We start from the raw sequence: 18,210 nt of genomic DNA on the forward strand, positions 1-18,210 counted from the left end.
TCAAGGCTGTTGCTTGCGCCCCGCCATGTGCTTCAAATACCCCAGCAACAAATCCAGCTCACCATCAGGCAGCACGCTGGCTGCGAACGCCGGCATTTTCGCCTGTGGCCACTGCCGCAGGCTTTGCGGGTCGCGGATATAGCGCTCGAGAAAGTCGCCACTGAAATACTCCGTGGGGTTATAGGGAATATTCAGGTCCGGCCCCACGTGCGCATCACCCGCACCATTCAGGCGGTGGCACGCCAGGCAGTTTTTCTGGAACACCAAAAACCCCTGGTTGACCGGATCATTCGCGGCCAACGTCGGGTCCGGCAGCAACGCCGGAAAGCGCTCTGCCACCGTCTTCAATTGCTTGATCCCCGCGATCTGGAACGGCCACTGTTCCGGGCCGATTCTGCCAGCCTGCGGATCGGTCCACACCAGATAGAACGGCCCGGCACTCGGCTTGCCCTCCGCCAGTGCCGGCCATGGGTTTGCCGGGTCTTCCACCGCCAACCAGGCACGCGCGCCGTGCGTTTGCAGCAGCGGCTCAGCCGTCAGTTCTGCCGCAAAACCGTCGGTTGCCATGGCCTGCAGATGATTGGCAGGCGTCAGGCCCGGTAACAGCGCCGCCAACGGCACTGCGCGATACGTCATATTGCGCTTGTAGGAAACGTCATCGGTGATCTGCACCGTTTGCACATCCGGGTGCGTGAGCAGGTCAGCGGTTTGCCAGGTCTTGCTGGTGTGGTCCAGCTCAATGGTCAATTGCGCGGCCCAAGCGGGCAGGGCCAGCAGGGCGGCGAACAAGGCGAGGATCAGTTTCAAGAGGGCGGCCCTTTCGACGTGGCGATGAGGCGAATGCCAGCCGAAATTTATACGTAAAAAGGCAGCCCCTGCAACAGGACCGCTATTCGCAATGTCCCGGCAGGTGCTACCAAAAGCTGCAGTCCCGGTGCACGGTGTGCACGGAATGTGAGGGGCGGGCCGTTAACCAATTATTTTGGTTAAGTTGGGCAAGATCAGAATCAGTGTGGTGGCGAAGAGAATAAGTCCCGCCTGACGTACTTTCGAATGTTTGAACATGGCTGACTGCCTTTTGTTGTTATTCCTGAGCGTCAAACGCGTGTCGGAGAATTCCAGTATCGCGATATGGCGTTGCACTTTTCTTACAGCTACTCCGGCAAAACCCGGCAGCAACTTCCTTACTGATTGAACCTTAGAGCCCTCGTTCTCCGCGCCTTAGATCCATTTCGTATCAACGGGTAAGTTTTTTCGCTAAAAAATGCATGAGGCCTATCGCCACATTGCCGCCAATGCCTCGGCTAGACAGCTAAAACGATTAATCAGCGGTTTCCGGTGGCTGCCTACCGTTCGTCCGAGTGATCAGGTCAACAGCAACCAGCGCCTTCGCCAATGAAACCGTGTCAATCGGGCCGTGGCGCCGTTTGCAAAGTGCATCCGCCGGGGTTGCGTTGGCAGGGTATTTCAAGGCAGGCTCTGAGCTGTTCATTATTCCAACCACTGTGTCAGGTATTTTATGTCGCTACGCGTCTGTATCCTGGAAACCGATATCCTGCGTCCAGGCTTGATCGATCAATACCAAGGGTATGGGCAGATGTTCAAAAGCCTGTTCTCCAAGCAGCCGATTGCCGCCGAATTTGTCATCTACAACGTGGTGCAGGGCGAATACCCGTCGGATGATGAAGTGTTTGATGCGTACCTGATCACCGGCAGCAAGGCCGATTCTTTCGGCACCGACCCGTGGATCCAGACCCTCAAGACCTACGTACTCGACCGCTATGCACGCGGTGACAAGTTGCTGGGCATCTGTTTCGGCCACCAATTATTGGCGCTGCTGCTGGGCGGTAAAACCGAACGCGCGAGCAAGGGCTGGGGCATGGGCATTCACGACTATAAGCTCAACGCCAAGGCACCCTGGATGAGCCCGGTGGTGGAAGAACTGACCCTGCTGATCAGCCACCAAGACCAAGTGACCAGCCTGCCGGAAAATGCCACGGTGATCGCCTCCAGCGATTTTTGCCCATTTGCCGCGTACCACATCGAAGACCAAGTGCTGTGCTTTCAGGGCCACCCGGAATTCATCCACGACTATTCGCGCGAACTGCTGGAGATTCTTCAGACAACGCTGGGCGAAAAGGTCTACACCAATGGTGTTGCCAGCCTGGCGCGCGACCACCACGGCGCCACCGTGGCGGAATGGATGATGCGCTTTGTCGCGCACACGCCACGCGCGGCGGCTAAAGCCAGCCCGAACGCTTGAAGCTGGCCCACAAACTGGTGCAGCCCACGCCAATAAACCCGAGCACTGCAAAATAGCCGTAGTGCCATTGCAGCTCGGGCATGTTCTGAAAATTCATCCCGTAAATACCCGCCACCGCCGTGGGGAACGCCAGGATTGCCGCCCACGCGGCGAACTTGCGTTGCACCACGCTCTGCCGCGAAGCCTCCAGTAACACACCGATCTCGATGGTTTCGCTGGCAATATCGCGCAACGTGGCCAGGTCTTCCATTTGCCGCGTGACGTGGATCTGCACATCGCGAAAATACGGGCGCATGTTCTTGTCGATAAACGGGAAACTCAGTTTCTGCAGTTCCTCGCTGATCTCCACCATCGGCGCCACATACCGGCGCAAGCGCAGCACGTCGCGGCGCAGGCCGTGGAGGTTCTGAATGTCGCGCTCGTTCAACGAATTGCACAGCACGTTGCGCTCCAGCTCATCAATCTCGGCGTGGATCGCCTCGCTGACCGGCTGGTAGTTCTCGGTGACAAAATCCAGCAGCGCATACAGTACGAAATCTTCCCCATGTTCCAGTAACAGCGGCCGCGCCTCACAACGTTGGCGCACATAGCCGTAGGACGCTGAGTGACCGTTGCGGGCGGTGATGATGTAGCCCTTGCCGGCAAAAATATGCGTTTCGATAAACACCAGTCTGCCGTTGTCGCGCACCGGTGAGTAAGTGACGATAAACAGCGCATCGCCGAAGGTTTCAAGCTTCGGGCGGCTGTGCTTTTCCAGCGCGTCTTCGATGGCCAATTCATGCAGGTTGAACTGGCGTTGCAGGTTATTCAGCTCCTGCTCATTGGGCTCTTCAAGGCCGATCCACACAAAGTGATCGGGTTTGGCGGCCCAGGCCGCGCCTTCGTCGAGGGTAATATCAGTAACTTTCTTACCGGCGCTGTACACGGCGGCCGCAACAACTCTACCCATGGTGCTGATCGCTTCTGATTGGGAGGACAAATGTTGGGCAGCTTAGCCTGAATGGCGTTCCATTGGTGCGTGTAGGTGGGCGCTTTTTGTGGCGAGCCAATCAGTCGGTTTTCAGCTCACGGTCCAGCGCTGCGATAGCCTCATTCATCTGCTCCTGGCAACTCTGCATCAAGCGTGGGACGTCATCCGACGTCAGCCCGGCAGTAGGAATTGGCGGCAACGAGCGTATGAGCACATCACCACTGTTCCAGCGATTAAGCCGCATGTGGGTCACGTAATTGCTCACGCACACCTGCACGATCGGAACGCCGGCCGTAATCGCCATATGAAACGCGCCTTTCTTGAACGGCAACAGGCCCTTGCCCACATTACGTGTGCCTTCCGGGAACACCCAGATCGAGGTGTCCTCATGCTGCAAGGTATGGGTGGTGGTGAGCATCGCGCGGCGTGCCTTGTGCGCGTTGCCACGGTCGATCAACACATTGCCCGCCAGCCAGAACAACTGGCCAAACAACGGCACCCATTTCAGGCTTTTTTTGGCGATACACACGGTGCGATAAGGCACCACGGTGCCGAGCACAAACAGGTCGTAATTGGACTGATGGTTGGCGATGATCACACACGGGCCGGGCTTGTTACGCAGGGAGTCGACATCAGCCTTGACGTTTAAACGCAACATCCACATCGCAGGAATTGCGTATAAACGAGCGCACAGGCGGCTGTTGTCCGGGTTGAACGGCCGGCAGATCCCTAACAGCACGCCCAGCACACCAGCAAGCATAAAGTGCAGGCTCATCAACAACATACGTAACAAAAAAAGCATCGATACGGCCCATCGGGACAAAAGTTGGCGCAGTGTACGGATGTGCACTGTATTCGGCAATTGGCCCTACAGACGTAGGAGATAGGCGATGTTTAAGCACATGTTTCAACGTATGCAAACACCACCCGGCCAGAGCGGCTAAAGAGGTTTCGGATTTTTTTGTAAGAAAAAGCCCAACTCAAGGTTGGGCTATGGCGCAGCGCATGCAACGGTGTCAGCTCAGGATATGGCCCTGATCCTGAATGATTGCATCATCCAACGCTTCCAACAGCGCCTTACGCACCTTCAATTTGGTGTGCTTGTGAGCGGTCATGTTGATCTTTTTCAACTGCCGCGCCGCTTCCAGCGCCGCTGCGTGTAGCGCCTCCGGTGCCACCACCTTATCGAGGAAGCCAGCGCCCAACGCGCCCTGCGGGTCAAACATCTCGGCATTGATCACCGACCGATGAAACGCCGACTTGCGCAGGCGATCACGTGCCAATTCAATACCGGCATGGTGCATGGTCATGCCAATCGCCACTTCATTCAGGCCAATGCTGAACGGGCCTTCCACACCAATCCGATAATCCGCCGACAGCAACAGGAACGCGCCCTTGGCCACCGCATGCCCAGGGCACGCCACAATCACCGGAAACGGGTACGACAACAAACGACGCGCCAACGTCGAGCCCGACGTCACCAGCCCGATCGCCTCTTTAGGGCCAGCCGTCATCACCTTCAAATCATAACCACCCGACAGAATGCCCGGCGTCCCGGTGATGATCACCACCGCCCGATCCTGCTCGGCCCGATCCAGCGCCGCATTAAACTCGCTGACCACCGCCGGAGAAATGGCATTCACCTTGCCGTTGCTCAAGGTCAGGGTCGCGATACCGTCTTCCAGGTGGTAAGCAATCAACTCACTCATGACGCGGTTCCTTGTAAGGCTTGTTATAAAGAGGCTGTTTATAGCCATGCATACACAGACGTTACCCACCACGCCCGCCCCGGTAAAGCGCCGTGACTGACTGCCCAGTCAGGCTTTCGCCGCACCCCCAACGGTAGACGGCCCGGAGCAGGGCGCAGCCGCCGCCCCAAACGCCTAACGCCGATGCCCGAGAATGGCATAATCGCCACCCCTCGCTGAGCGGGTAGCTGCATTACCGTCTAAGCGCATGAAAATTCTCAAAAAAACCTTTGCCATCAGAAAGGCTTTCGACTACATTAGCGCGCCTCGACAGACTGAACTGGTTTGACGAGATACGGTGAAGTGTCCGAGTGGCTTAAGGAGCACGCCTGGAAAGTGTGTATACAAGAAATTGTATCGAGAGTTCGAATCTCTCCTTCACCGCCATATTATGTAAACACAAACCCCTGATTTTCCTAGAGAAAGTCGGGGGTTTGTGGTTTTTGGCGTTTGAAAAATGGCCAGATGGGACAGATCTGGGACAGATTGCTGGTTCTCTTATACGAACGCGGTATCCCTATTCCTGCTTCGCTGTGCATACAATTGGCCAGCATCCCAAGAGCCTTTTGCCATCAACACGCATACCTGTCCCAGCTTTGCTGAGTGGTTCAAAGTCGTTGACCTCAGTGGCGCGTTTCCGAGAGGTAGGAGCGTGACAGCATTATCTGTCCTGCTGTGGTGCCAAGGTGAGCATTGAGGTCGCTAGTGCAGTTGTGTTCACCAAGGTTTTAAGTGCGGAAGAAAAGGTCTCGCATGAGTTTGAAGTGAGTCCTCGTTCCCCGAGTCAGAATTCAGTGCGTTTATGGTGGACAGGTTATTCCATCTGGGTATCAAGGTGCGGCGGGATACTTTATCCGGTAGCGCCAAACAAGTGATTGCGGCTACGTTTGGGCGCACACTCAATTTCAATACATTAAGAGCTGGGATTATATGGATATTAGAATAAAGAAATTCAAAAAAATTGATGATGTCTCCGTAACTTTAGCACCATTGAATATCTTTATTGGTGCGAATAATTCTGGGAAAAGTAGCTTTATACAAGGTATTCAGTTTGCTATTTCAGGTTGCCAAACATTGAATCTTAAAGGTGGCGTTTGGGGTAAGGGAGTTAAAACCTTGTCGTTGGACTCAAGTGAATACCTATATACTCCAACCAATAATATTGAGTATCTTTACCACGGAAAGAGATTGACGGGGTCGCGGACAAAGACAGCTAGGAATTGGATTGAGTTTGTTTTGACTGATGGTAAGGCTTCCACGCTAAAAATATCAAAAGGTAAAAATGGGGGGTTTACGACTAGTCTTAGTGGAAAAGACTTGGGAGAAAAGCTCAGCGATATTGAAAAACCTTACTGTGTATATGTTCCAGGGATTGCTGGGGTGCCAACACAAGAGAAGTATGAAGTAGCTATTACGGTCAAAAAGTCTGCGACGCGTGGGGATAGTAATAACTATCTGAGAAATATTTTATATTCGATTAGTAAAGATGGCGAGCGCTGGAGGGCATTTAAGGATTCAGTAAATAGTATTTATATAGATATTGATGTGGTTGCAAGGTTTGATGAGCATAAGTCGGAGTTTATTCATGTTTTTGTAATTGATGGCAAACTTGAGTTGCCTTTGGATTCCGTAGGTACAGGACTGCTTCAGGTAATCCAGATATTTGCATATATAGAGTATTTCAATCCTAGAGTGATTTTGTTGGATGAGCCCGACTCTCATATTCACCCAACAAAACAAAAGCTGCTAGCTAAAGAGCTAGCTAGAAGGGCTGATGAAAATCACGATCTGAGAATTGTTTTTTCAACCCATTCAAGATACATATTGGACGCTCTCGAAGATAAGGCGAATGTCGTTCACTTTCAGGATGGTAATGTTTTTCAAAATGTAAAAGGTAGTAATATTTTATTGGATATTGGCGCGGCGGATGCTGATTATTTGTTTGCGAAAAAAGCATTGAAGTACGTTATTGTGACGGAAGATAAGGTCGATAAGATCGATGAGAAGAAAGACTTTCTGAAAAAGTTTTTGATTGCTAACGGACTCAATGAAGAAGAGTTTGTATTGCATTCATATGAAGGCTGTACCAAAGTTGATTTTGCAAAAATACTTCAGGGTTTTGTTCGGAAGCAGATCCCGACAGTTAAGGTTATTGTACATATAGACAGGGATCAAAAAATAGATGCCGATAGGGAAGTGCTGAAGTTACTTGCCGACTGTGAAGCGCGAGACCTGATTTTTTTCATGACTAAGTATCAAGAGGTGGAATCTTATTTTTGCACGCCTCTGCATATTCATAAAGTGTATGGTGTTCCGCTACCCGAAGCAGAAAAAAAGTATAATGAATTTATAGTTGAGCTGGCGGATGAAACTAAACGGAAGCTTTCGAATTTTATCTTGAGGGATAGGCCGGAGCTTGGGTTGAACAAAGATGGTCGTACGGATATAGATGTTATAAGTAAACTCGTTGCTCAATGGTATGAGCTGTACGGTGAACAGCTCACCCCAGGTAAAGAGTTATTGGGAAAGGTTAAAAATTATGCACAAGTGGTATTGGGCAGAGATCCTAATGAGATATTGAATGTTTCGAATGGTTTGGCCTCCGATGAATTCAAAATACTGTTAGAAGTGTAAGTGAGGGATAAGCGGGTAATGCTTCTAGAGGGCTGATCTAGGCTTAGCCTGCTTATCCAAAATTAATGATTCTTCTGACCATTATCATCCGATTGTGAATGCAAAATCCACAGCTAGAGTTTTAAAGCGAGTTGTAATATTCCAACTACGTCGGGTCCATCCTCGTTGATCCAAATCCCATAATGTTGGCGGATTATGTTCCCATTGGTATGTCCCATCTGTTCTGCTATCCAGTCGATCGAAGCCACACCGGTGGTCAGCAACTGGCTAGCGTACGTGTGCCGGCATTGACCTGGTCCACGATAGCGAACCCCGGCCTCAAGCAAATGTGCCTTGAAGAATCTATCCCGCACCACGAAGTCGTTAGCGTGCGGCAGACGGCTCTTTGTATTCAGGAAGACAAAGTGTAATTTGTGTTTCCGCACCGTCTTGTTGTCCCGCTCGACGATATCAACGGTTTCCGCCTTCCTATTCCGATTCAAAGCATCAATCTTCTGCAGAGCGTCCCAAGCGGGGGCGAGCAGACGAACCTTGCGCGTTGATCGCCGGGTTTTTGTCACCCTGTAAGCCCCGCGCACCTTGGACCTGCGGAACGTCACGGTGCCTTGCTCGAGGTCGACATCCTCCCAAGCCAAGGCGATGGTCTCGGAAACCCGGGGGCCGGCCCATATCATGAACTGAACCATTAGCAGCTCTTGCGTGCGGCTGGTGTGGGTTTCTAGGATCTGTTTGATTTCCGCCCGGGTGAACGGATCCTGAGCCTCGGGATCTGGCAGGCGTACCATTAAACCTTCGGTTGGGTCGTGCGCGACTTTCATCCTGGTGCGATACAACCTAAACACTTGGCGTACGTTGCTGATGATGTCGCGGATGGTTTTGTTTTTGAGCGTTTTAGACAGGGTTCCCTGAATCCAATCCTGCAGGTCCAAGTGATCGATGTTGTGGATCTGAACCTTTCCCCAGCGCGGCCGCACATGAACTTCTGCCTTATTGGCGTAACCCCGATAGCTCGACGCCGCAACACTATTGGCTTTGATCTTTAACCATAGGTCCAGGTAGTGCCCGAAGGTGTTTTCGACCAGTTTGGCCGAGTTGGGGAAGTGCCGAGCATAGTCGAACGTGCCGTTCTGGATTTCGTATTCGATGATTTCGACCAAGCGCTTTCCCTGGGCCATGATGGCAGGCGTATTACCTCCCGGGATTGCTTCCCGGCATTTTTCCCCGTTGTATTGAAAATAGATTCTCACGGATTTCCCGCGAGCTTCGACCCCACTCATGTAAACCCCTAACGCTGTACTCGTATAGCGACAGTCTGACGATCGGAAACAAAAAGGCCCGTTTCCGGGCCAAGCCCCACTATTGAAAAGCTCTGTATCTGGCTCCCGTAGATTCGGCCAAATCAAACAGTGATTTTTAAGAATTTTCTTAAAGGATCTCACCACTGACCTTGCTACGCTTGAAAGTGAAAGCCATGTTGGAAACGCGGCTATTCATAGACTTTAATCACGCGTGAAAGGAACCACGACTTTGCCTATGATCGACAGTAAACCGCTCAAACCCGCCAGTGATGCCTATCAGTTAGCCCGCCACGCCTGGGATGACTCCATATCAGCGCTGGCCAAGGCTAATGCCGTCGAGACGCCGCCGCTGGAGATGCAACGGTTACACGACGATGCGCGGCAAACGCTGGAGGCGGTATTTGCCGCAGGTGCTGAACTGGCTGAGGAAGTGGCAAATGCCATCGGCCGAGCCGAGCGCGCCGCGAGGGAGTGACCTGCAGCATTTCTAATCGCTGGTTGTCCTTGCCACGAATCATCTTGGGCAAACGGGCAGGTTCATTTACAGCGCATCACCACCCAATATCGTATGAACAAACCCCTGGTTTCCGCAGAAATCAGGGGTTTTGTGTTTATGGATTTTGAAAGCGTGCGGTTTTTAGATCACTCGCGGGGCATATCCATCCGCCGCGCAATGACATCGAGCAAGTCGCACCCGTCGCGCAGGGGGACTGAGCAGAGCAACGCGAAATCGCTGAGTACAACGGCATCAGTACTTATTTCACTGCGCAGTGCAAGGTTCTCAAGGACTTGGGTGACCGCCCGAAGCCTGCAAGTAGCGGCGTCGAGGAGTATTTCCAGCGGCACGGTGGTGTCGATAAAAAGGGCAGGGGTGGCGCTGTCGTTGCTGGTCAGGGCGATGTATTGATTCATATGTGGAGCTCCGGCTGTCGAAGGATAGCAACCACACCTTTGTCGCCAAACAAAAGGTGGCAGCTGTACGCAGGTTGGCGAACCGGGACAATCGGAAAACCGGCAGACCCGAAGGTCTCCCGCGCACAGCTACCGTTGAGCAGCTTATTGCGTGCAGAAGCATCCCGCAAACATGCGTAGACGTTTCTGTCGATTGTCGTCGAGTCGCCAAACCCGATCGCCTTGTGGGCGACCGCGTGACTATAGGCTCGGCAATTTTGAAGCGACAGGCCGACGCTTCCGAATGGAGTGTAGGACGTTGCCCAAATCTGCTTGTTTGACGCGTTCCCAGCCTCAATGACGATGCCGATGATGCACATCCGGATAATGCGCATGGCTATGCCGCATCACACTGTGTACATGCACATGGCTATGCGGCTCTGCCGAATCCCACTCAAACCCATGCTCATGCTGATGGTGTTCATCGTGCACATGCCGATGCGCGTGCTCCGTCGCCTCGTGTTGATGCTCATGCGCGTGGCGTTCCGTCAGGTGCAGCCACACGCCCACGGCCATCAACGCCGAGGCAATCCAGAACGCCACGGTCACCGACTCGCCGAACGCCAGCAACGCCACTGCCGCACCGAGGAACGGTGCTGTCGAGAAGTACGCCCCCGTGCGCGCACTGCCCAGCCCGCGTAACGCTAGCACAAACATGACCAGGCTGATGCCATAGCCCAGAAACCCGACCAACAGGATAGGCGCCAACTGCGCCATACCTGGAATCTGCGCGCCGAGGTACAGCGCCAAACTGCAATTGACCAACCCTGCAATCAAGCCTTTGGCGCCAGCGATAAACAGCGCGTCGCCGGCGGACACTTTGCGCGTGAGGTTGTTATCAATCCCCCAGCACACACACGCCAGTGCAACGGCAAACGGCCCGGTCCAGTCCTGGTGGGTTCCGCCGCCGTCGGACCACGACAACACCACGCCGCCGAGCACGATGGCGAGCATCCCGAGGACGATTCGCCGGTCGGCGTTTTCTCTAAACACCAGCCAGGCGATTACGGCGGTCAGTACCGATTCAAGGTTGAGCATCAGGGAGGCGGTCGCGCCAGCGGTGCGGGTCAGGCCGAACATCAACGCGACCGGCCCGAGGATGCCGCCGAACGCGATGGCGCCGATCAGCCAGGGCCATTCAGAAGGTGTCAGTCCGGTTGGTTTCCAGCCGCGGTCACGCAAAAGGCGTACGCAGGCGAGGCCGATGCCGCTGCCGAGGTAAAGCAGGCCGGCGAGTAGCACGGGCGAGAGGCCCAGGCCGAGGCTTTTGGCGAGCGGGGTGCTGGCGCCGAACAGGGCGGCGGCGGCGAGTGCGTAAAGAATACTGAGGTTCATGGGCCGTCCTCGAAAGTCTGGCCCATGATACGTCGCTTGCCAGGGTCAGCGCCCTGGCAAGCTCACACTTATTGCGCGGTTTTCAGCTTGATTACGTCACCCGAAATCTTGGTGGTGTAACCGCTCAGCACCCAAGCCCAGAACCAGTTTTCCTGTACTTGGGTGTTGATCAGCGCGTCGCCGCCTTTGGCCTTGATGGCTGCAGTCTGGGCGCGTACGAAACGGCTGTTTTGGCCGATCGGGATAATCCCGAACAGCATGATGCCGGTGGCGCTGGCTTCACTGTGGCCCAAAACGGTGTATTGGCTGCTGTCGTACTGCGGGGATTTGATGGCGGTGCCGGTGCAGCCTGCGAGGGTGAAACCAAGAACGGCTGCTGCAACCACTTTACTGACGTACTTCACGGGGTAACTCCATGGGCAAAAATCGAGACTCAATTCTCGAAAGCGCGCCACTCTAATCGCCGCGCTGGCGGATTGAAATCACTTCCCCGCAATTTTCATCTTCAGGCTTGCACGTACACCCACGCGGTCAGCCCCGACGCCAGCGCCACCGACACGCGTTTGTAGTCCGACACTTCGTAGGCATCCGCCGCCGCAAGCTCCTCTTGATTGATCTGAAAGACCTTGCCTTCAACGCTGGCCGCCGGTTCGGTGGTGGGCGCGACGATAGGGTGGTGGGTTTTGCCGCTGGTGGCGAGCACCTCGGGGTCGGTGATTTCTACCCAGCTTTGCGAATAGCCGAGCATCGCGTCGTGTTGGCCGACCAGTTCGCGGCCGAAGTTGGCGAGTTGTACGGCTTTGTCTTGCAAGGTGCCGTAGGAAAACAACAGCACAGGAAATTGGGTGGAGTGTTCCATGGGGAGTCCTTAATGGGTCAGGCGAGTAAGTCTTCGTAGAAGGCGCCGTAGGGTTTGCTCGGGTGGGCGATCTGGATTTCCAGGATCCACAGCCCGGCATTCGGGCAGTGCTCGAACTGGCCGAGGTCGCCGCCGCGATGGATGGCGTGCGGGAAGTCGCTGACGCGGTGGCCTTTGATGTCGAGGTTCAGTTGCCAGCCCATGGCGTGCGCCTGCTCTTCGGCGTAGCGGTAGAGTTCGAGGCCTGCGAGCTGGTGGTTTTTCCAGCGCGATTGTACGCGGTCGAAGAGTGCTTTGGCGGCGCTGGCGCAGGCGATCATTTGCGCGTCGTTGCCGGTGCTGAACGTGGCCCCGGCGTCACCTTCGTGGCCTTGCCACACGGCGCCCATGTCGATGAAAAAAATATCGTTTTCGCCGAGCACCGGGTCGCCTTCGGAGCGTTGCTTGAAGGTCTTGAGGGTATTGGCGCCGAATCGCACCAGCAATGGGTGCCAGATGCGCTGCATGTCGAGGTCGGCGAGCACCTGCTTGCCCAGCTCGCGGGCTTCGGATTCAAGCATGCCGGGGCGGATGCGCTGGGCGAGCTGTTCGATGGCTTGCCAGGTCATCGCTTGGGCGTAACGCATAGAGTCGATGGAGTAGGCGGCGCCCACGGCTTCTTTGGGTTGTGCAGTCACCGGTATGTCCTCAAATCAGGCTGTGCTGGTCGTTATGCCTTTTACTATATAGCGATGCGATGGCAGAGCCCAACTTGAAGATAACAGCGGTCAAGGTAATAGCGCCCTTGTGGTCTTTGCTGTTGTGGCGAGCAAGCCCGCTCGCCACGGGGGAGGGTTATGCGCTTAGAGGTGCAGCCACGCCAGGCTGCCGAGCACCACGGCAACGCCGCCGGCGGTGTATGACATGCGCTTTAACCATTCCTTGCGTGTCAGCAGGGTGATTGCCGCCAACGAAATCGCGATCTGAATCGCGGTCATTGCCTGCGCCCAGCGGTGATGCTGGTGCAGCGCTTCTTCGGATTTCTCATCCCAGGCCTTTGAGGTGGCCTCAAGCTTCTCGGCTTGCTGGCGCACCTGTTCTTTCTGGCTCTTGTAGCGCTCAATCTCGTCCTTGTAATGCGCAGCATCAACCCCCGGAATATGCGTGGCCAACTCCGCCAGGTTTTGTCGGCTGGATTTGGCCTGGTAGTAGTTCCACTGGTTGGCGGCTTCGGTCTTGATGATGGCGGCGTTGTTTTTGTCCATCGCCGCTTCGCTTTCGGTGGAGCCGGCCTGGTAGCTAAGCATCGCGCCGAGGGTGGCCATCAGCGCGGTCATCACAGCAATGCGGCTGGCGAAATTGTCGCCCCGGCCGTGGGCATGCTCGGTGGTGTGTTCGATGTGTTTTTCGTGGGGGCTGGGGACTTCGAAGGCTTCGGACATGGGCGCGTCTACGAACGGAATGAGGGAGACTGATTCTTCACCAGCCAAGCTGTCTCAAACCTGTCCAGGCCTAGGCTTTTTTGATCAGTCGCGCATACACGGCGATGTTGATCACCACCACCACCGTTCCCAGCATCAATTGAATGTTCGGCGTCAGCCCAGCGGGATAAATCAGCGCGAGAATGTAGTGCTCGATAAACCCGCCGCCATAGCCGTCTTGCCCGGCGAGGTGGCGAAAGAGGTTTTCCCAGCGGGTCAGCGGGCAGGGCAGGTGGAGCATTTCGACCGCAATGCCCCACGCCACCGCCGGTAGGTGCAGCCACAGCACTGGGCGCCACTTGAGCGCAAGCAAGCCGCCGAACAGCACGAACAGAATAAAACTCAAGTGAAACAGCACCAGGCTGTCGGCGGCTAGACGGTAGAGCATCACAGGGCACTTCAAAAGGGCAGGCGCACAGTCTAAAGGGTTGCTTGCCGGTCAGCGTGGCCGTTATTGTGCTGAATCCTTTTTTTCTTCCGCTCAAGGTTTTGTTGTGATGAATGCACCGCGTACTGCAGTCGGTCCGATCAAGGCCGTGATTTTCGATATGGACGGGTTGTTGCTGGACACCGAAGGCATCTACACCGAAGTCACACAAATCATCGCCGAACGTTATGGTCGTACCTATGACTGGGGGATTAAGCAGCACATCATCGGCCGTGGTGCCCAGGACTTGGCCGAGTACGTGGTCAAGGCCCTGGATTTGCCGATCACGCCGGCTGAGTTTCTGAAAATTCGTGAGCCGTTGATGAGCGAGCGGTTCCCCAAGGCGTTGGGCATGCCCGGCGCCGAAGCGCTGGTACGCCACTTGAAGGCGCATAACATCCCCATCGCCGTGGGCACCAGTTCGTCGCGCAATTCGTTCGGCCACAAAACCACGTTGCACCGCGAGTGGTTTAGCCTGTTCGGCACCATCGTCACCGCGGACGACCCGGAAGTCGGCGCCGCCAAGCCCTCGCCGGACATCTTCCTGACCGCCGCGCGCCGCCTGGGCGTAGCGCCGCAGGATTGCCTGGTGTTCGAGGATTCGCCGTTCGGTGTAACCGCCGCGAAGGCCGCCAACATGACCGCCATCGCCGTGCCGGATGAAGCCATGGCCGACAGCAAGTACCACCACGCCGACCAGATCATCCGCAAACTCGCAGACTTTGATCTCGCAGCCTACGGCCTGCCGCCCCTGCGCTAAGGTGGAAGGGGGCTCGCGCCCCCTGTTGCCGTGCCGCTTGAAACCTAGGCGCTAAAACCGCCATCAATGGTCAGGCTGGCCCCGGTGATGTAGCTCGCTTCCGGCCCTGCGAGGTAAGCCACAAAACTGGCAATTTCCTCGACATGCCCATAGCGGCCCACCGCCATCAACCCGATCAATGTCTGTGCGAATTCACCGTTCGCCGGGTTCATATCGGTGTCCACTGGCCCCGGCTGTACGTTATTGATGGTGATGCCACGTGGCCCAAGGTCGCGTGCCAAGCCCTTGGTCAGGCCCACCAGCGCCGCTTTGCTCATCGCATACGGCCCGCCGCCGCCGAAGGGCATGCGCTCGGCGTTGGTGCTGCCGATGTTGATCACACGGCCGCCTTCACCCATGTGTTTGGCGGCTTCCTGGGTGGCGATAAACACGCTGCGCACATTGATCGCAAGGGTTTGGTCGAAGTCTTCCAGCTTGAAATCTTCCAGCGGCGCGATGGCCAGTACGCCCGCGTTGTTCACCAGAATATCCAGGCGCCCGAACGCTTCTACGGTCGCGTTGACTGCAGCACGAATCGCTGTGGCGTCGGCGCTGTCGGCCTGAATCGCCAGGGCTTTGCCGCCTTGGCTGATCACGCTGTTTTGCACGTCCAGGGCCTTGGCGGCGGAGCTGACGTAGGTGAAGGCAACGGCTGCACCCTGCGCGGCGAGGCGCTGCACGATGGCGGCGCCGATGCCGCGGGAACCGCCTTGAATCAAGGCGACTTTGCCGGTGAGGTTATGCGTGGTCATGTCGATCTCCAAAGGTGTGTCGGGGTTGGCATTGAGTATTGACCTCACCCACCCAGCCCGGTAGACCGTGATTGCTATAGTCTGTGTAAACCAAAAGTTTGGAATGGGGTGTTATGGAAAGCTTTGGCAGTATCGAATGCTTTGTGCGCAGCGCCGAAGGCGGCAGCTTCGCCGAGGCCGCCCGGCACCTGAGCCTGACCCCGGCGGCGGTCGGTAAAAGCGTTGCCAAGCTGGAGGGGCGCCTTGGCGTGCGCCTGTTCCAGCGCAGTACACGGCGCCTGACGCTGACCGAAGCCGGCAAGCTGTTCCTCGAAGAAGTCAGCGGCAGCCTTATCACCATCCAGAACGCCGTGGCCAACCTGGCAAGTGCCGAAGGGCGGCCGGTGGGCACGCTCAAGGTCAGCATGGGCACGGTGTTTGGTAATCGTTATGTGGTGCCGCTGCTGGGGGCGTTCCTGCGGCGCTTTCCGGATATACGCCCGGATTGGCATTTCGATAACCGCCAGGTCGACCTGATCGGCCAAGGCTTTGATGCCGCCATCGGCGGTGGTTTTGAACTGCCGCCGGGGGTGGTGGCGCGCAAACTGGCACCGGCGCACCGGGTGCTGGTGGCCGCGCCGGATTACCTCGCGCAATGCCCGCCAGTTGCGGTGCCCGAAGACTTGGCGCGCTGCCACGGCATCCTGATCCGTTCGCCGCAAACCGGCCGCGTACGCTCCTGGCAACTCACCAGTGTTGAGCGCGAACACAGCCCGCTGGTGCTCACACCTGGCATGACCATGAGCGACTCCGAAGCCGCCTGTTGCGCCAGCGCCCAGGGCCTGGGCGTGGCGCTGGTGAGCATGCCGATGGCCGTGCCGTTTCTCGACAGCGGTGACGTGGTGCGCGTGCTGCCCGATTGGTATGTCGACGATGGCAACATTTCGATCTATTACGCCGAGCACAAACTGCTGCCCGGCAAGACGCGAGCGTTTGTGGACTTCATCATTGAGCAGTTTGTTGTTCAGGGGCTGGTGCGGCGGTTCAGCGCGCTCTGATCACACGCCAGACCGGGTTGCCTGCATCGCGAGCAAGCCCGCTGCCACAGTTGATCGCTTTCCCCTGTGGGAGCCGGGCTTGCTCGCGATGGCCGCGCCTCGGTTCAGCGTGGCCAACCGATGATCTTTTTCGGGCGTGGCGTGGCATAGGTCCTGATCTTCGACGTCGACAACCCCAACCGCACCAGCGATTCGGCAATGGTTACCGCCGCCGTCACGCCATCCACTACCGGCACGCCGGTGCGCTGGCGAATCTGTTCATCCAGCCCGGCCATGCCGCCGCAGCCCAGGCAGATTACCTCGGCCTTGTCCTCACGGATGGCCAGTTCCGCCTGGCGCACGATGGCTTCCATCGCGGCCAGCGGGTCTTCTTCCAGTTCCAGCACCGCCATGCCGCTGGCACGCACCGAGGCGCAGCGCTGGTAGAGGCCTGCAAGTTTCAGGCGGTCCTCGATCAGCGGCACGGTGCGGTCCAGGGTGGTGACCACCGAGTAGGCATGCCCCAGAAACATGGCGGTGCTGGCGGCGGCCTCGGTGATGTCCACCACCGGCACGTTCAGCAATTCCTGCAAACCTTCACGGCCGTGTTCGCCGTAACCTGCCTGAATCACCGCATCAAAAGGCTGGTCGTAGGCCATCACCCGGTCCATCACCGCGATGGCCGCCAGGTAACTTTCAAAATTGCCCTCTACCGATTCGGCGCCGAAGTACGGCGTGAGCCCGACAATCTCGGTGCCTGGCGAGGCCACGGCCCGGGCTTGCTGGGCGATGGTTTCGGTGATGGATTCGGTAGTGTTGACGTTGACCACGAGGATGCGCATGAACTGCCCCTGGTTAATGACTGGCGTTAGCTCACGCCTTGCTGATGATATTCCCGGCGTGCAACCCGCACTCCTTTTGCGTGGCTTCTTCCCACCACCAGCGGCCTTCGCGCTCGTGCTGGTTCGGCAGCACCGGGCGGGTACAGGGCTCGCAGCCAATGCTGATAAAACCGCGCTCATGCAGGCTGTTATACGGCAGCTCCAGCATGCGGATGTAACCCCAGACTTCCTCGCTGGTCATCTGCGCCAGCGGGTTGAATTTGTACAGGGTGCGTTCCGCGGTCGAGAACGCCGTGTCGATTTCCAGCGCCGCCACCTGGCTGCGGGTGCCGGGGCTCTGGTCGCGGCGTTGGCCGGTGGCCCAGGCGCTCACGCCAGAGAGTTTGCGCCGCAGCGGCTCGATCTTGCGCACGCCGCAGCATTCGCCGTGGCCATCTTTATAGAAGCTGAACAGGCCCTTTTGCTTGACGAACGGTTCCAGTTTGCTTTGGTCCGGCGAAATCAGTTCGATGTCGATCTTGTAGAACTCGCGCACCTGCTCGATAAACCGGTAGGTTTCCGGGTGCAGGCGGCCGGTGTCGAGGCTGAAGACTTTGACCTGCTTGTTCAGCTTCCAGGCCATGTCTACCAGCACCACGTCTTCGGCACCGCTGAAGGAAATCCACAGGTCATCGCCGAACTGGCTGAACGCCAGTTTGAGAATGTCCTGGGCGGATTTGTTGGCATAAGTCGCAGCGAGTTCAGCGACGTCGAAGGCTTGGTTCATCAGCACGGTTCCTGCAGGTCAGTGGCGCTTGGCGCTCTATAGGGGAACGATGGTATCAAAAACCGCCTTGCGTTGCGGTGGCGAGCTTGA

20 protein-coding genes and 1 tRNA gene are annotated in these 18,210 nt (G+C 56.5%); 6 read left to right on the forward strand and 15 right to left on the reverse strand.

Features of this window, described 5'->3' with window-relative positions; all coding sequences use genetic code 11:
* Positions 1-807: a c-type cytochrome gene (locus tag ACOZK9_RS06265; protein WP_421555457.1), complete on the reverse strand. Its 807-nt coding sequence runs from the start codon at positions 805-807 to the stop codon at positions 1-3.
* Positions 808-1,519: 712 nt separating this feature from the next.
* Between ACOZK9_RS06265 and ACOZK9_RS06270 the strand changes: the two genes are divergently transcribed.
* Positions 1,520-2,263, forward strand: a complete 744-nt coding sequence (locus ACOZK9_RS06270) for an amidotransferase (RefSeq protein ID WP_421555458.1) — start codon at positions 1,520-1,522, stop codon at positions 2,261-2,263.
* Here the strand turns inward: ACOZK9_RS06270 and ACOZK9_RS06275 are convergent.
* The 3 genes from ACOZK9_RS06275 to ACOZK9_RS06285 all read right to left on the reverse strand — a co-directional run bounded on the left by ACOZK9_RS06275 (position 2,241) and on the right by ACOZK9_RS06285 (position 4,942).
* A complete protein-coding gene (locus ACOZK9_RS06275) occupies positions 2,241-3,212 on the reverse strand; it encodes a magnesium and cobalt transport protein CorA (protein ID WP_421555459.1) in 972 nt (323 codons plus the stop codon). The two genes, ACOZK9_RS06270 and ACOZK9_RS06275, sit on opposite strands and share 23 nt — an antisense overlap.
* Before the next feature lie 100 nt (positions 3,213-3,312).
* Positions 3,313-4,035, reverse strand: a complete 723-nt coding sequence (locus ACOZK9_RS06280) for a lysophospholipid acyltransferase family protein (RefSeq protein WP_058412308.1) — start codon at positions 4,033-4,035, stop codon at positions 3,313-3,315.
* 214 nt (positions 4,036-4,249) lie between these two features.
* Positions 4,250-4,942, reverse strand: a complete 693-nt coding sequence (locus ACOZK9_RS06285; RefSeq protein ID WP_421555460.1) for a crotonase/enoyl-CoA hydratase family protein — start codon at positions 4,940-4,942, stop codon at positions 4,250-4,252.
* Between the two features lie 336 nt (positions 4,943-5,278).
* On the opposite strand from ACOZK9_RS06285, the gene ACOZK9_RS06290 reads away from it, so the two are divergent.
* Together ACOZK9_RS06290 and ACOZK9_RS06295 are read left to right on the forward strand one after the other, a co-directional pair.
* Positions 5,279-5,368 (forward strand) — tRNA-Ser (locus ACOZK9_RS06290).
* Between the two features lie 543 nt (positions 5,369-5,911).
* On the forward strand, positions 5,912-7,615 hold the full coding sequence (locus ACOZK9_RS06295; protein WP_421555461.1) for an ATP-dependent nuclease: 1,704 nt from the start codon (positions 5,912-5,914) through the stop codon (positions 7,613-7,615).
* A 113-nt stretch (positions 7,616-7,728) separates the two neighbouring features.
* Here the strand turns inward: ACOZK9_RS06295 and ACOZK9_RS06300 are convergent, their stop codons facing one another.
* On the reverse strand, positions 7,729-8,892 hold the full coding sequence (locus ACOZK9_RS06300; RefSeq protein WP_421555462.1) for an Arm DNA-binding domain-containing protein: 1,164 nt from the start codon (positions 8,890-8,892) through the stop codon (positions 7,729-7,731).
* Between the two features lie 256 nt (positions 8,893-9,148).
* Between ACOZK9_RS06300 and ACOZK9_RS06305 the strand changes: the two genes are divergently transcribed.
* Positions 9,149-9,388, forward strand: a complete 240-nt coding sequence (locus ACOZK9_RS06305; protein WP_058412305.1) for a hypothetical protein — start codon at positions 9,149-9,151, stop codon at positions 9,386-9,388.
* Between the two features lie 167 nt (positions 9,389-9,555).
* On the opposite strand, the gene ACOZK9_RS06310 is transcribed toward ACOZK9_RS06305, so the two are convergent.
* The 7 genes from ACOZK9_RS06310 to ACOZK9_RS06340 form a co-directional block, all read right to left on the reverse strand.
* Complete coding sequence (locus tag ACOZK9_RS06310) at positions 9,556-9,825, reverse strand: hypothetical protein (protein ID WP_058412304.1); 270 nt, start codon at positions 9,823-9,825, stop codon at positions 9,556-9,558.
* A gap of 333 nt (positions 9,826-10,158) precedes the next feature.
* Positions 10,159-11,199, reverse strand: a complete 1,041-nt coding sequence (locus ACOZK9_RS06315) for a DMT family transporter (RefSeq protein WP_152748836.1) — start codon at positions 11,197-11,199, stop codon at positions 10,159-10,161.
* 68 nt (positions 11,200-11,267) lie between these two features.
* Positions 11,268-11,603 carry a hypothetical protein gene (locus ACOZK9_RS06320; RefSeq protein WP_058412301.1) on the reverse strand — a complete coding sequence of 112 codons (336 nt, stop codon included), beginning with the start codon at positions 11,601-11,603 and terminating at the stop codon, positions 11,268-11,270.
* 101 nt (positions 11,604-11,704) lie between these two features.
* On the reverse strand, positions 11,705-12,058 hold the full coding sequence (locus tag ACOZK9_RS06325; RefSeq protein WP_122249715.1) for a gamma-glutamylcyclotransferase family protein: 354 nt from the start codon (positions 12,056-12,058) through the stop codon (positions 11,705-11,707).
* Between the two features lie 17 nt (positions 12,059-12,075).
* On the reverse strand, positions 12,076-12,735 hold the full coding sequence (locus tag ACOZK9_RS06330; protein ID WP_172979618.1) for a M24 family metallopeptidase: 660 nt from the start codon (positions 12,733-12,735) through the stop codon (positions 12,076-12,078).
* Positions 12,736-12,900: 165 nt separating this feature from the next.
* Positions 12,901-13,479, reverse strand: a complete 579-nt coding sequence (locus ACOZK9_RS06335; protein WP_058412298.1) for a DUF4337 domain-containing protein — start codon at positions 13,477-13,479, stop codon at positions 12,901-12,903.
* Positions 13,480-13,549: 70 nt separating this feature from the next.
* Positions 13,550-13,906 carry a DUF2784 domain-containing protein gene (locus ACOZK9_RS06340; protein ID WP_122249716.1) on the reverse strand — a complete coding sequence of 119 codons (357 nt, stop codon included), beginning with the start codon at positions 13,904-13,906 and terminating at the stop codon, positions 13,550-13,552.
* Positions 13,907-14,015: 109 nt separating this feature from the next.
* Here ACOZK9_RS06340 and ACOZK9_RS06345 point away from each other — a divergent pair, with 109 nt between their 5' ends.
* The gene (locus ACOZK9_RS06345) at positions 14,016-14,705 is read left to right on the forward strand and encodes an HAD-IA family hydrolase (RefSeq protein WP_058412296.1); all 690 of its coding nucleotides are present in this window, start codon (positions 14,016-14,018) and stop codon (positions 14,703-14,705) included.
* A 44-nt stretch (positions 14,706-14,749) separates the two neighbouring features.
* Here ACOZK9_RS06345 and ACOZK9_RS06350 read toward each other — a convergent pair whose 3' ends face one another.
* Entirely contained in the window at positions 14,750-15,496 is a 747-nt protein-coding gene (locus ACOZK9_RS06350; RefSeq protein ID WP_421555463.1) for a 3-oxoacyl-ACP reductase family protein, read from the reverse strand.
* A 113-nt stretch (positions 15,497-15,609) separates the two neighbouring features.
* On the opposite strand from ACOZK9_RS06350, the gene ACOZK9_RS06355 reads away from it, so the two are divergent.
* Entirely contained in the window at positions 15,610-16,533 is a 924-nt protein-coding gene (locus tag ACOZK9_RS06355) for a LysR family transcriptional regulator (RefSeq protein ID WP_421555464.1), read from the forward strand.
* 104 nt (positions 16,534-16,637) lie between these two features.
* Here ACOZK9_RS06355 and ACOZK9_RS06360 read toward each other — a convergent pair whose 3' ends face one another.
* Both ACOZK9_RS06360 and ACOZK9_RS06365 read right to left on the reverse strand, forming a co-directional pair.
* A complete protein-coding gene (locus ACOZK9_RS06360) occupies positions 16,638-17,354 on the reverse strand; it encodes an aspartate/glutamate racemase family protein (RefSeq protein WP_058412295.1) in 717 nt (238 codons plus the stop codon).
* 31 nt (positions 17,355-17,385) lie between these two features.
* Positions 17,386-18,120 (reverse strand): phosphoadenylyl-sulfate reductase, encoded by a 735-nt coding sequence (locus ACOZK9_RS06365; protein ID WP_058412294.1) that lies wholly within the window; start codon positions 18,118-18,120, stop codon positions 17,386-17,388.
* Positions 18,121-18,210 lie beyond the last annotated feature (90 nt).

It is taken from the genome of Pseudomonas kitaguniensis, assembly GCF_049199985.1.
Taxonomy (GTDB): Bacteria; Pseudomonadota; Gammaproteobacteria; order Pseudomonadales; family Pseudomonadaceae; genus Aquipseudomonas; species Aquipseudomonas kitaguniensis.

What these genes read in the sequence shown, in the direction of transcription:
- ACOZK9_RS06270 (WP_421555458.1), top strand. Translation starts at nt 1,520, where the DNA reads ATGTCGCTACGCGTCTGTATCCTGGAAACCGATATCCTGCGTCCAGGC.
- ACOZK9_RS06275 (WP_421555459.1), bottom strand. Translation starts at nt 3,212, where the DNA reads ATGGGTAGAGTTGTTGCGGCCGCCGTGTACAGCGCCGGTAAGAAAGTT.
- ACOZK9_RS06280 (WP_058412308.1), bottom strand. Translation starts at nt 4,035, where the DNA reads ATGCTTTTTTTGTTACGTATGTTGTTGATGAGCCTGCACTTTATGCTT.
- ACOZK9_RS06285 (WP_421555460.1), bottom strand. Translation starts at nt 4,942, where the DNA reads ATGAGTGAGTTGATTGCTTACCACCTGGAAGACGGTATCGCGACCCTG.
- ACOZK9_RS06295 (WP_421555461.1), top strand. Translation starts at nt 5,912, where the DNA reads ATGGATATTAGAATAAAGAAATTCAAAAAAATTGATGATGTCTCCGTA.
- ACOZK9_RS06300 (WP_421555462.1), bottom strand. Translation starts at nt 8,892, where the DNA reads ATGAGTGGGGTCGAAGCTCGCGGGAAATCCGTGAGAATCTATTTTCAA.
- ACOZK9_RS06305 (WP_058412305.1), top strand. Translation starts at nt 9,149, where the DNA reads ATGATCGACAGTAAACCGCTCAAACCCGCCAGTGATGCCTATCAGTTA.
- ACOZK9_RS06310 (WP_058412304.1), bottom strand. Translation starts at nt 9,825, where the DNA reads ATGAATCAATACATCGCCCTGACCAGCAACGACAGCGCCACCCCTGCC.
- ACOZK9_RS06315 (WP_152748836.1), bottom strand. Translation starts at nt 11,199, where the DNA reads ATGAACCTCAGTATTCTTTACGCACTCGCCGCCGCCGCCCTGTTCGGC.
- ACOZK9_RS06325 (WP_122249715.1), bottom strand. Translation starts at nt 12,058, where the DNA reads ATGGAACACTCCACCCAATTTCCTGTGCTGTTGTTTTCCTACGGCACC.
- ACOZK9_RS06335 (WP_058412298.1), bottom strand. Translation starts at nt 13,479, where the DNA reads ATGTCCGAAGCCTTCGAAGTCCCCAGCCCCCACGAAAAACACATCGAA.
- ACOZK9_RS06340 (WP_122249716.1), bottom strand. Translation starts at nt 13,906, where the DNA reads ATGCTCTACCGTCTAGCCGCCGACAGCCTGGTGCTGTTTCACTTGAGT.
- ACOZK9_RS06345 (WP_058412296.1), top strand. Translation starts at nt 14,016, where the DNA reads ATGAATGCACCGCGTACTGCAGTCGGTCCGATCAAGGCCGTGATTTTC.
- ACOZK9_RS06350 (WP_421555463.1), bottom strand. Translation starts at nt 15,496, where the DNA reads ATGACCACGCATAACCTCACCGGCAAAGTCGCCTTGATTCAAGGCGGT.
- ACOZK9_RS06355 (WP_421555464.1), top strand. Translation starts at nt 15,610, where the DNA reads ATGGAAAGCTTTGGCAGTATCGAATGCTTTGTGCGCAGCGCCGAAGGC.
- ACOZK9_RS06360 (WP_058412295.1), bottom strand. Translation starts at nt 17,354, where the DNA reads ATGCGCATCCTCGTGGTCAACGTCAACACTACCGAATCCATCACCGAA.
- ACOZK9_RS06365 (WP_058412294.1), bottom strand. Translation starts at nt 18,120, where the DNA reads ATGAACCAAGCCTTCGACGTCGCTGAACTCGCTGCGACTTATGCCAAC.